General features: G+C 29.6%; 9 protein-coding genes. 7 read left to right on the top strand and 2 right to left on the bottom strand.

Annotated elements, in window-relative coordinates:
• Positions 1–32: 32 nt before the first annotated feature.
• Positions 33–1,454, top strand: coding sequence for a pyruvate kinase (pyk, locus tag FJM08_RS01215; RefSeq protein WP_140031396.1), 1,422 nt, complete (start codon positions 33–35; stop codon positions 1,452–1,454).
• A gap of 173 nt (positions 1,455–1,627) precedes the next feature.
• Here the strand turns inward: pyk and serS are convergent, their stop codons facing one another.
• The gene (gene serS / locus FJM08_RS07525) at positions 1,628–2,893 is read right to left on the bottom strand and encodes a serine--tRNA ligase (RefSeq protein ID WP_140031395.1); all 1,266 of its coding nucleotides are present in this window, start codon (positions 2,891–2,893) and stop codon (positions 1,628–1,630) included.
• Between the two features lie 136 nt (positions 2,894–3,029).
• On the opposite strand from serS, the gene FJM08_RS07520 reads away from it, so the two are divergent.
• From FJM08_RS07520 to ftsH, 4 genes are read left to right on the top strand one after another with little or no spacing between them, the layout of a single operon-like run.
• Positions 3,030–5,282 carry an ATP-dependent DNA helicase gene (locus tag FJM08_RS07520; protein WP_140031447.1) on the top strand — a complete coding sequence of 751 codons (2,253 nt, stop codon included), beginning with the start codon at positions 3,030–3,032 and terminating at the stop codon, positions 5,280–5,282.
• On the top strand, positions 5,282–5,833 hold the full coding sequence (pth, locus tag FJM08_RS01200; protein WP_140031394.1) for an aminoacyl-tRNA hydrolase: 552 nt from the start codon (positions 5,282–5,284) through the stop codon (positions 5,831–5,833). The genes FJM08_RS07520 and pth overlap by 1 nt, the downstream gene beginning before the upstream one ends.
• Positions 5,826–6,770: a tRNA lysidine(34) synthetase TilS gene (tilS, locus tag FJM08_RS07515; RefSeq protein ID WP_140031393.1), complete on the top strand. Its 945-nt coding sequence runs from the start codon at positions 5,826–5,828 to the stop codon at positions 6,768–6,770. The genes pth and tilS overlap by 8 nt, the downstream gene beginning before the upstream one ends.
• A gap of 55 nt (positions 6,771–6,825) precedes the next feature.
• Entirely contained in the window at positions 6,826–9,006 is a 2,181-nt protein-coding gene (ftsH, locus tag FJM08_RS01190; protein WP_140031392.1) for an ATP-dependent zinc metalloprotease FtsH, read from the top strand.
• A gap of 11 nt (positions 9,007–9,017) precedes the next feature.
• Here ftsH and FJM08_RS07510 read toward each other — a convergent pair whose 3' ends face one another.
• On the bottom strand, positions 9,018–9,632 hold the full coding sequence (locus FJM08_RS07510) for a DUF402 domain-containing protein (RefSeq protein WP_286241544.1): 615 nt from the start codon (positions 9,630–9,632) through the stop codon (positions 9,018–9,020).
• A 194-nt stretch (positions 9,633–9,826) separates the two neighbouring features.
• Between FJM08_RS07510 and trmB the strand changes: the two genes are divergently transcribed.
• Both trmB and gyrA read left to right on the top strand, forming a co-directional pair.
• The gene (gene trmB, locus FJM08_RS01180; RefSeq protein ID WP_140031391.1) at positions 9,827–10,450 is read left to right on the top strand and encodes a tRNA (guanosine(46)-N7)-methyltransferase TrmB; all 624 of its coding nucleotides are present in this window, start codon (positions 9,827–9,829) and stop codon (positions 10,448–10,450) included.
• Between the two features lie 122 nt (positions 10,451–10,572).
• A complete protein-coding gene (gene gyrA / locus FJM08_RS07505; protein WP_140031390.1) occupies positions 10,573–13,272 on the top strand; it encodes a DNA gyrase subunit A in 2,700 nt (899 codons plus the stop codon).
• The last annotated feature ends 94 nt before the right edge of the window (positions 13,273–13,366 follow it).

Below are 13,366 nucleotides of genomic sequence, written 5' to 3'. Positions count from 1 at the left end.
TAAGATATATTCTTACTTATATGAGGTAAACAATGAAATTTAATGAATTAAAAACTAAAATAGTAGCTACTTTAGGACCTTCTTCAGAAGACTACGAAATAATAAAAGCATTAATCGAATCAGGTGTTACAACAGTTAGGGCTAACTTTTCGCACGGTGGGCCTAATGATCACAAGCATAAATTTGATATTACCAGAAAAATATCAAATGAATTAAATGTACCAATATCACTAATGATTGATACAAAAGGACCTGAAATTCGTGTTGGAAAAATGAAAGACGATTGCTGTTTAATTGAATCAAACAAAATATTGACAATAAAAACCGATGAAATGTCATATAAAAATTTGATTGGTGACGCAAATTCACTTGCTGTTTCATACCGTATGGATAAAGACGTAAAAATTGGAACAAAAATTTTGTTAGACGATGGTAAATTAATAACAGTCGTCAAAGAAATTAAACCAATGGAAATTATTGTACAAACGCTTAATTCACATAATTTAAAAACAAACAAGCGAATTAACATTCCAGGAATTGAATTTTCACTTCCATTTTTAAGTGAAAAAGATATAAATGATATTAAATGAGGGGCACATTACGGTGTTGACTATATTGCAGCATCTTTTGTTAATTCAGCTAAAAATGTTAATGAAATAAGAAAAATTTTAGACGAAAATAACGGACAAAACATACAAATTATTTCTAAAATTGAATCTGTTTCGGGAATTAAAAATATTGATGAAATAATTGAAGCGAGTGACGGAATAATGATCGCAAGGGGTGACTTAGGGCTTGAAATTCCATACTATGATGTACCTTATTATGAAAAAAGAATTATAAAAAAGTGTCGTTTAGCTGGAAAACAAGTTATTGTTGCAACACAAATGCTTGATTCAATGGAACATTCACCGTTGCCAACTCGGGCAGAAGTATCAGATGTATACTTCGCAGTGGAATTAGGCGCTGACGCAACAATGCTATCGGGTGAATCAGCTAGCGGAAAATATCCAATTGAAGCTGTAAGAGTAATGGCAAATATTGCAAAGCGTGCTGAGATTGAATATTATACCGATCCTTTCTATTCACATCAAATTGAAAAAGTTGCCGCTAAGCCAACATCAAGAATGTTGATCGCATATGAAGTAGCTAAAATCTTAGAAAAAGGTGAATATAAATATGCTGTTGTATTGAGTCATACAGGTAAATTGTTAAAAGAAATTTCAAAATATCGTCCAAACTCATTTATAGTTGGCGTCGTAAGTAATAATTCATTGATCAAACGTTTTGGTATAACATCCGGAATTTTTTGTGAATATAATTCTGAAGAAGTACGTGCTAAGATTAAAAATAATCATGATTTAGCAGGCGAAATTTTAGAAAAATACTCGATTAAAAAAGGCGACAAATTTATTGTTGTTGATAGTTTAAATATTACTATTCACGAATACTAATAAACAATTAGATGTCTTGAATATAAATAAGACATCTTTTTTTATTTCGAAAAATAAAATCTGGTTTTTTGTGGCAATAATAAGCAATTAAAAATGCCACATTAATCTATAGTTACAGAAAATCGATTTAAAAAAATGCTAACACTTTCAAATCAAGTGTAAGCATGATTCAGTTATTTAATTATTTCTTTGCCCATGTATGGGATCAATACCTTAGGAACGGAAATGGTTCCATCTGGATTTTGATAATTTTCTAAAATAGCAGCTACTACTCTATCAATAGCTAAACCCGATCCGTTTATTGTATAAACATATTTGGTTTTTCCGTTTTCATCACGGTGTCTAATTTTTGCTCGGCGTGCTTGAAAATCATTATAAATGGAAATTGAACTTGTTTCACGATATTTTTGTTCCGAAGGAATTCAAAGTTCCAAATCAATAGTTTTAGCTGAACCAAATCCCATGTCGCCAGTTGAAAGCAATAATTCGCGATATGGTATTTCAAGTAATTCCAAAATATTTTTTGCATCATTAACTGTTTTTTGTCACTCGTCTAAAGCTGATTCTTCATTTACGAATTTCACTAATTCAACTTTGTGAAATTCGTGTTGTCTTATTAAGCCTTTAGTATCCTTCCCACCACTTCCTGCTTCAGATCTAAAACATTTAGTATATGCGACATATTTAATTGGATTTGTAACGTCAATAATTTCGTCATAGTGATAATTTGTAACGGGAACCTCCGCTGTAGGGATTAATCACAAATCTTCGTTAGCTAATTTAAATAAATCTTCGCTAAATTTAGGTAATTGTCCCGTTCCATATAACATATTTGAATTAACTAAATGCGCAGGCAGAATTTCTTTGTAACCATTTTTAATATGAGTATCCAACATAAAGTTTTCTAACGCCCTTATTAATTTAGCTCCATCATTTTTATATAAAACGAATCTTGTTTTAGCCAATTTAACTGATCTAACAAAATCAACTATATCCAATTGTGATGCAATATCATAATGGGCTTTAACTCCTTTAACTAACCCTCTCCCTAATTTGGGATGTTCGGCAATACACACATTATCGCTATCATCTTTACCGACCGGAACATCTTCATAAGGAATGTTAGGAATTTGCAACATAAGCGTTTCAACGCGCTCAATTAATCTATTAGTTTCTTTTTCTTTGTCATCAATTTGTGTTTTGATGATATTTACTTTATCTAATAAATCATTTGCATTTTGTTTATTGCGTTTTCTAATTCCTATTTCTTGACTTAAAGAATTTCTTTTCGCTTGTAATTTTTCTAATTCATGAATATTAGCGTTTTTTTGTTCGCCAATTGAAAACATTTCGTCTAATATAGCGATATTGAAGTTACGTGTTGCTAGTTTTTTTCTTACTTCATTTTTGTTATTTAATATATATTTTAAATCTAACATTTTAATTCCTTTGTGATTAAAAAATAGTTGGCGTATATTTATATGTATATTTTATTCTTTTATTTTTAAAAGTGCTAAAAAACACAAGTCATAGCGCAATGTTTAATTTAGGTGTTTTATGCTAAAATTTAATATTATGGCAAATAGTACATCTTTAATACAAGGTTATTTCACAAAAATTATGTGAACCTCAAAAGATTCTGCGGTTGTTATCGCAATTTTTAAGATTACGAAAAATGATGCCGTTAATGAAGCTAAGGTAAATAAATTCAATTCAATTTCAGTTACCTTAAAAAATAACATTTTTAATGATAAAAAAATTACTTTAGAAACAAATCTATATCAAATTGAGGTTTCACTAAATAAATTTTCAAAATATCCAAACAGTTATATTCTCGAATCAATAGACGAAATTATAGATGATGAAAATTACAAGAAAAATTACATTGTTAAATTTTTAAAAAGTACGCACTTTCGCGGAATTGGTGAAGAAAAAGCTTGAGCAATTGTTAATGATTTAGGTATTAATGCACTTTCAGAAATTGTCAATCGCAATGATATTGATTTTAAAAAATATAAGCTGAGTGAAACAACCTGAAATGAAACAAGAAAATATTTGCTAGAAAATCCACAAATTGTCGAAGACCAAATTTTGTTTTTAGAATTAAATTTAAGTCCTTCGCTTTATCAAATCATTTTGAAAAAAAACGGTACTTTTAGCGAATTTTTGGCTCAATATCAAACTAATTTTTATTTATTCTATTTAGATAACCAAGATATAAAATTAGAAGATGTTGATAAATTACATTTGCATTTTAATAAAGTTACTCACCCCTTCGCAATAGCCACGCACATTTTCCGTGCCTTAAATGCATATTTTTTTGATTCGGGAAATACACGAATTGAAGAAAAAATCATTTATGAAACTTTAATAGAATCATCTAATCAAGATATTGTTTTACCTCGTAATTTAGAAACCTTTATAAACAGCATTAATTTACTAATCGAAAGCGGTCATTTTATAAAAATGGAATATGTTGATGGCACATATTTAACCACTAAGAATATTTATGAAATGGAAACATACATTATTGAACGATTAAAATTAATTCAAAATGGTCAAAATGCCTTTAAAATTGATTTTACCCCGAAATCCAAATATCATAATTTACAACTTGAAGCTATCAGCGCTGCATTAAATGAGAAGCTAGTATTTATAACAGGTAGTCCTGGAACAGGAAAAACGCTTATCACAAACGAAATAATTAATAATTTATTATCTAAATATGACTCTGATGATTTAGCAATAGTAACTCCAACAGGTAGAGCAACAATTAATATTAACAGCCAACAAAATGAAATAAAGGCTGTAACTATCCACAGTTTTCTTGAATGAGATATTGACAATAATCGTTTTAACGTTAATGAAAGATTTCCGAAAAGCGTTGAATGTTTGATTATTGATGAATTTTCAATGGTAAGTCTTGATTTATTTTATTCACTACTTAAAGGGATAAATAAAAAATATTTAAAACGTATCGTTTTAGTTGGCGATAAAGATCAACTGCCAGCAATAGGTCCAGGTTATTTAATTAATGATTTTATTGAAAACAATATCTTTAAAACAATATTTTTGACCAAAATATATCGTCAATCGGAAAACTTTGACATTATAACCGATGCGTTAGACATTAATGCTGGAAAAATGCCAAAATTCGCAGGAAAAAATTCACATTTTATCAATGTAAAGCGTGCCGACCTTAAAGAAACACTTATCGAAAAAATTGAGGATCTAATTGAAAGTGGATATAGTAAAAAAGATATTGCTGTTTTGAGTCCTATTTACAATTACGCAAGTGGAATTGATGAGATTAACGCTGCCTTAAATACTTATTTTAGAAGTAAAGAAAAAACCGAAACAATAAAATATCGTGAGCGCACTTTTGCCATTGACGATAAAATAATTAATTTAACTAATGATCCTAAAATAAAAGTATTTAACGGCGAAATCGGATACATCTCACAATTCACGACAGAACAAAAGAAAAATAGTTTAGATAAAACTTTAACTCACATACATGTTGACTTTGAAAACGGCGAGAAGTCAGTATGCTACAGCCGTTCTGATTTTTTAGTAAATACTTATCCTGCATACTGTACAAGCGTTCATAAATATCAAGGAAGTGAATGTAAAGTTGTAATTGTATTGCTATTTTCAGAAGCAAAGCGCTTGCTTAGCAAAAAATTGATTTACACAGCAATTACAAGAGCAAAACAGTTTAGTGTTATTTTAGGTGAAGAAGATGCATTAATCATGGGTATAAAAAACGATAATGATTCAAATCGAATCACAAACATATCAAAATTATGAAATGAGGCTAATAAATAATGAAACTAATTGTAGGATTGGGAAATCCAGGAATTGAATACGAAAAAACTAGACACAATGTCGGGTTTATGGTAATTGATCAAGTTGCATCAAAAATGCAAATTCAGCTCAATGAAAAGAAATTTAATGGTTTATTTTTTAAGGATCAAGAAGTAATTATTGCGAAACCAATGACATATATGAATAAAAGCGGAGATTTTGTTAGAGCCATTAAAGATTATTACAATATCTCGCTTAATGATATTTTAATTGTTTATGATGATTTAGACTTACCATTGGGAAAAGCCTCAATCAAACAAAAAGGTTCATCTGGTGGCCATAACGGAATGAAAGATATAATCGAAAAACTTGGCAGTGATGAAATTAAAAGAATTAAAATTGGCATAGGCCGTGAGCAAAATGTCATTGATTATGTGCTTGGCAAATTTAGTTTTTCGGATTTTCAAATTGTTTCAAAGTTAATTGAAAGTGCAACAGAAGCTATAATTACATTCATTAGCAATGATATTCGCTTTGTTTTAAATAAATTTACCGGAAAAATTTATGAATAATGAATTTGAAGAACTTATAGATGTTTTTAAAAAACATTCAATTGATATTGAACAAAAAATACTAATCGGTGTTAGTGGCGGACCCGACTCGATGTGACTTTTAAATTTAATGAAAGCCAAAAACATTGTAGTTGCACATGTCAATTACAATAAACGAATTGACTCTAACTATGACCAAGCTTTGGTAAAAAATTTTTGTTTAGAAAATAATATTCCTTGCGAGATTCTAAATTTACATAGTGATTACCAAATTGGTAATTTTCAATCAATTGCACGTGATGAACGTTATGAATTCTATAGTGAAATATATAAAAAATACAATTGCACATTGTTACTATTAGCTCATCAAAAGGATGATTTTTTAGAAACCGCGCTCATGCAACAAAGATCGAATCGAACACCATTTTTATATGGAATAAAAATTGACGGAAATCTACTTTCAATGAATATTTTCAGGCCAATGCTCTATTTATGATGAAAAAAGGAAATTATTGATTTATGTAATAAAAATTCGCTTTTGTTTGCCACAGATTCAACAAACGAAATGCCGATATATACGCGCAATAAAATACGATTAGAATTAAACACTATTACAATTGCAGAAAAACAAAAAAAATTTACTGAATTTATAGATTTGAATAATGAAAATGATAATTTTGTTTTTTTAGTAGAAAAATTTTATGATGAATGAGAAAAAAACAATTTTGATTGTGATATGTTTAAAAAATTAGTCAGCCGCGACATGCAACAATCAATTGTTTTCTTGCTAATAACTAAAAATTATAAAAATATTAATTTAACATCAAAAAAACTTTTTTCAATTGTTGATTTCGTTTGCTCAAAAAATCGCACGGCAATTTATAAACTTAACAGCACAAACAAATTGTTTAAGAGAAAAAATAAATTGTTTTTTTCGAGTTTTTCGCCAATAGTTTAAAAATTTTCAATTTTCTTTATAATTAATTAAATAAAAACCTATAGAAAGGATAAAAATGAACGAAAACAAACCTAATAAAACTCGCAAATTTGGTTTAAAATGAGTTTTCATTATTTTTATTAGTGCTGTCGTTTTAGTAGTATCTGCGCTAATAATCAACCGAATAATTAGAGAAAATTTAGTAAATTATCAAGGTATAGATTTTCTTGAAAAAATTGTTAAAGAAACATCAAAAAATACCAGCGATAATTTATACATTTCTAGGTGAGTAGAAAATTATTACGCTGACACATGAACCATAAGAATCAATGGCAGTGAGGCACAATTAAAAGTTTTATTGAATAATGAGTTTTTTAAAGGAACAAAATATACATTCACAACTATAGTGAGTGGTATTACCGCACGAGAAATGCCAAATGCTGTAAAAGAATGAGCAGTAGGAACTTCTTTTATAGACGCAGTAAATAAATGTTTGGCATACAAAGATGGTAGCGGTTTATTGCAAAAAGGAATATATTCCGCAACAAGACAAGCAGGTCCTAGTGTATTTAATCAATACATTATGCCAGCAATTTGAGTTTTATTTTTCGGAATAATTATTATTACTACTATAGCATCATTTTTTGGTGGTTTTGGTAGAGGAATTGCCGGATCTTATAATTCTAAATCTGTTGCACAAAGAGTATTTACTAACAAAAAATTTAGCGACATAGCGGGTAATGAAGAAGTTAAAGAAGAAGTTATGGAATTAGTGGATTATTTAAAAAATCCTAAAAAATATTCTGCTGCTGGAGCTAGAATTCCAAAAGGTATTTTATTGGGCGGCCCTCCAGGAACCGGTAAAACTTTAATTGCTAAAGCTACAGCTGGCGAAGCAAATGTACCATTTTTCTTTATTTCAGCATCTAACTTTGTTGAAATGTTTGTAGGGCTTGGTGCAAAAAGAGTTAGAGATATGTTTGAAGATGCTAGAAAAAATGCACCTGCAATAATTTTCATAGATGAATTAGACGCTGTTGGTAGATCGCGTGGCGCTGGTATTGGTGGAGGAAACGACGAACGCGAACAAACTCTTAACCAATTGCTAGTTGAAATGGATGGGATTCAAGAAAATAGTGGAATTTTAATCATGGCAGCTACAAACAGAACCGATGTTTTAGACCCTGCTTTACTAAGACCGGGTCGTTTCGATAGAACAATAACAGTGGCATTACCAGATATTAAAGAAAGGGAAGCTATTTTAAAATTACATGCACGTGGCAAAAGAATTGATAATTCTGTGAACTTTGCGCATGTTGCGCGTAGAACTCCTGGTTTTTCAGGGGCACAATTAGAAAATGTTATTAATGAAGCTGCTTTATTAAGTGTTAGAGAAAAAAATGAAATTATATCAATAGCGCATATTGATGAAGCAATTGATAGAGTAATGGCAGGACCGGCTAAAAAATCAAGAACTATTTCGCAAAAGGAAAATATTGCAGTAGCTTATCACGAAGCTGGACATGCTGTTGTAGGTTTAAAAATTAAGGGCGGAAATAAAGTTCAAAAAATCACCATTATTCCAAGAGGAAAAGCTGGCGGTTACAATCTAATGATGCCCGAAGAAGAAAAATATAATCATTCAAAAACTGAATTAATCGCAATAATTACATCATTCATGGGCGGCCGTGTTGCTGAAGCAATAATTTATGGTAAAGATAATGTATCAACTGGCGCAAGCGATGATATAGCTAAAGCAACAAGCATTGCAAGAAAGATGGTAACTGAATGAGGTTTATCTGATTTAGGGCCTATTAAATATGAAGAAGATAGTTCAAATCCTTTCTTGGGAAGAGACTATATGAAAAATGCTTCATTTTCAAACAAGGTTGGCCAAGAAATTGATGACGAAATTAGAAAAATTATTTTAACCGCAGAAAAAAATGCACATAAAATTATTTCGGAAAATCGTGAACTTCTAGAGTTAATTAAAGATGCTTTAATTATTAATGAAACAATTGTGGCTGAGGAAATTGAATATATCGAAAAAAATATGAAATTGCCTCCTGCAATCAATAAGACAAAGGAAAGTTTACATAGCGAATACTCGCAAAGCGATTTTGATACCTTATTCAATGAAGTTTCTGGAAAGAAAAATATTGAAGAAGATAAATATAAAACCGATCTAGACAACGAACTAGAAAAACATAATATAAATAAAAAAGAAGATAAAAATTCTCCTAAGGAAGAAAACTAAATCTTCTTTTTTTATATGTCGCCAGATTCTATTAACATTTTTGTTAATCCATCAATTAGTTTTTTTGAAAATATTCCATTTTTTGTTTTATGTTGCTCTTGTAAAAAATCAAGTTCATCATAAATCTTGTAAATTAATTTTAATGAATAATTATATTTCACAATTGATTCTTTAAAATCCTGTCAATCAATAACATTAAAGTCTTTATCAACATAACTTTTAATGTCAATATCAAAGTCAATATATTTAATTATTCCATCTTCTATAAAAAATGGACTAGCCAAATTGATATAAATATAATTATCTTTGCGTTTGTTTAATGTGATGCTAGCATTATAGAATTTGTTTTTTGCAAAAAAGAAAAGTATTGGGTCAGATACTACTCAATTGATATTATCTTCCATAACTTTACTTTTAATTAATAAAACAACCACAAAATCATCAAAATTTGCTACTATTTTAGCGCCTTCGTATTGTCGATATAATGAACCATCGTATTTAAAGGCTTGAATTGTTGTAATTTCGCCCATTTCAAATAGTTTGCGATGGTTTTTTTGAATTTTACTACTATAATCAGGCTCATTAAAAAGATCCTGAAAACTAGTAATTGTTTTTTCCTCATTCATGATTAAAATTCCATTTATAGATAGTTTTTTGATTAAAGTTCTAATTAAAATATTAATAATTAAATAATGTGAAAGTAATAAATTACCTATTAATATAATAGCAAATATTATAAAAATCCTGAACCGAAGTTACTAAATTGTGAAATTCTTACAATAATTTATTAGCATTTGGAAAAATATATATCATTTATTACATGAGATTAAGATTTAATAAAAACGCTGAAGGAATGATTAATGCAAGTCGATTTGCTATTACATCATTTCCATATGAACTTAATGAAAATACTGTATTAGAAATCGGTATGGGCAAAGGCAAAATGCTTGCGGAACTCGCTAAAAATAATTCCAATAAAGTCTTTATCGGCATGGAAAAATATTCAACCCCTGCCCTAAGTGCATTACGTAAAATTGAAAAAGAATCTTTAAATAATATGTATATTTTAATAGGCGATGCAAATTTGTTGGATAAATATTTCATCGGAAAAACTAGCACAATTTGACTAACTTTTTCCGATCCTTGACCTAAAAAAAGACATTTTAAACGCCGGTTAGTTTATAGATATTTTTTAAGAAAATATGAAGACATATTGGCCACTAACGGGATTGTATATTTTAAGTCAGATAATGATGATTTATATGAATTTGCTTTAGAAGAATTGGCTTATATAAAGGCAAATATCATTTATAAAACAACTGATTTACATAATTGTAATTTTGAAATTGAAAATCATTTTACTGATTATGAAACAAAATTTTTTGAACAAAAAAAGAACATCAATTTTATTGCCTTTAACTTTCAAAATAAAAAAGGAAAATAACTAATAAAATTTATTTTGTCTTAGTCGTTAATGAATAACTATGATTAGACAATATTAATACACAATATTTGGTATAATAATATTACATATTATTAAGTTCTATTACTAACATGGAGAGAATTATGAAAAATTCTGATGAAGAAGAAAAGAAATTGCTTGAAGAAGACTTTCAAGAGCAAGATGATGATAGCAAATATTATGATTTTGATGATACTATCAAAAAGGTTTTCGATGATGAAAAAGCGCCGGTTATAGAAGATGATGATGAGGAAGATATTCCGCAAAATAAAGAAGGATATAAAGTTACACCACAGTTGCTTGAAAATGAACAAAATGGTTTGAAACCCGCTAATTTAGCAACCGTAATGAAATCTTCGTTTATTGAATATGCAATGAGTGTTATTGTTGCTCGTGCTTTACCAGATGCTCGTGATGGGTTAAAACCTGTTCATAGAAGAATTTTATATGGTATGAGCGAATTGGGAATGTTTTATACAGCCCCTCATAAAAAATCTGCTCGTATCGTTGGGGACGTTTTAGGTAAGTATCACCCACACGGCGATTCTTCAGTTTACGAAGCTATGGTTAGAATGGCGCAAGATTTTTCATTACGTTATCCTTTAATTGATGGTCATGGTAACTTTGGTTCAATTGACGGTGACGAAGCTGCAGCTATGCGTTATACCGAAGCTAGAATGAGTAAAATTGCTGGAACAATGGTTGATAGTATTAAGAAAAATACTGTTGACTTTATTGATAACTATGATGGGACTGAAAAAGAGCCTGTAGTTTTACCCGCTCGCTTTCCTAATCTATTAGTTTCTGGCACGAGTGGTATTGCTGTCGGTATGGCAACTAATATTCCACCGCACAATCTAAACGAAGTTATTGACGCTGTTTGTTTACTTGCTAAAAACCCAAATGTAACTATTGAACAATTAATGGAACATGTTTTGGCACCCGATTTTCCAACTGGCGGAATTATTTTTAATAAGCAAGGTTTGATTGATGCGTATAATACAGGTCGTGGTTCAATTACAATTCGTGCTAAAGCTAATATACAAGAACTTAATAATGGTAAAAGTAAAATAATTTTTACTGAAATCCCTTATGAAATTAAAAAGACCGAAATCATGGAAAAAATCGGTGAATTAATTAAAGACAAAAAAATTGAGGGAATTGCAGACTTTAGAGACGAATCTAATCGTGATGGCATTAGAGTAGTTATTGATGTCAAAAAAACTTTTGTACCTGAAGTTATATTAAACAAGTTATATAAATTAACAAGATTGCAAAGTAATTTTTCATTTAATATGATTGCTTTGGTAAATAATGAACCTAGATTATTGAATTTAAAAGAATGTTTGGAAGTTTATTTAAAACACCAAATTGATGTTACTACAAGAAGACTAAATTTTGATTTAGAAAAAGATCTAGCACGTGCACATATCTTAGAAGGATTAAAAATTTGTGTTGAAAATATTGATCGGGTAATCGAAATAATTAAACATTCAAAGACAGATAGCGAAGCACAAGAAACATTAGCTAAAGAATTTAGTCTTACTGAAATTCAAACTAAGGCTATTGTTGACATGAAACTTGGTAGATTAACTGGTCTTGCAATTGAGAAAATGAACGAAGAACTTTCTTTAGTTCATGATCGAATTGCTGAATATAGAAAAATTTTAGCAAGCCATGAATTATTAATTGAATTAATTGTTTTTGAATTACAAGAAATTAAAAACCTATATGGCGATAAACGTAGAAGTGAAATTAAATGAGATGAATTAAGCAATATTGATAATGAAGACTTAATTCCTCAGAAAGATATTATTGTCACTGTTTCAGCAAATAACTACGTTAAACGTTTAGATATTGATGAATATCGTGAACAAAAACGTGGAGGTGTTGGCGTAACAACTGCCAAGACCTACCAAGATGATGATATTCGTGGTATTTTATCGGCTGGCACTCACACCGACTTACTAATTTTTACAAACAAGGCTAAGGTTTATAAAATAAGAGGGCATGAAGTTCCTATCGGCACAAAACAATCAAAAGGAATCCCTATTGTTAACATCATTTCTGCAATCGAAAAGGATGAAAAGATTGTTAAAATTCTTGCGATAAAAGAATACTTAGAAAATGAATATTTACTAACTGTTTCAAAGTTTGGAACAGTTAAAAAAACTAATATTTTTGAATATCAAAGAATAAATCGAAACGGGAAGATCGCTTTAACGCTTAAAGATGAGGATGAATTAATTGATGCTTTAGTTGTAAACAAACAAGAAGAAATATTTATTGCGGCTTCAAATAGTAGAATGAATAGATTTGATGGCGAACAATTGCGTCCACTAAGTAGAACTGCGTGTGGTGTACAAGGAATTAGACTCGAAAATGGTGAACGCGTTGTTTCAATTTCATCGTCTGAAGAAGGTAAGTACATTTTTTGCATGGGCACAGACGGTTTTGGAAAACTTACATTAGTTGAAAACTTTAGAAAAACCAATCGTGCAGCAAAAGGTGTTATTGCACTAAATCAAGATAAAGCTGGGGATTTAATTTATGCAGCTTGTGTTCATGGTGTGGAAGATTTAATTATAATGACCAGCGACGGTATTGCAATAAGATTTTCTTTAAAAGATGTTTCCGTAACAGGCAGAAACACTAAAGGAGTTAAATTAGTTAATTTAAAGGGCAGAAATACAAAGATTGTCGGCGTGGCAAAAATCTTAGATCAGAGTGAAATTTGTACAGATAGAGAATTAACTGAAAGCGAAACTATTGAAATAACTACAGAATTTGAAAATAATTTATAAATTTATTTATAATTTATTGCGTATGTATTTAAAACGATACGAAATATTTTTAAATATTTGTAATTGAATATATATGTAGTTGCACGGGCACCGT

Source organism: Metamycoplasma equirhinis (assembly GCF_006385185.1).
In the GTDB taxonomy this organism is placed as follows: Bacteria; Bacillota_I; Bacilli_A; order Mycoplasmatales; family Metamycoplasmataceae; genus Metamycoplasma; species Metamycoplasma equirhinis.
The sequence above is the reverse complement of the archived record's forward strand: the minus strand, read 5'-3'. Positions and strand labels throughout refer to the sequence as shown.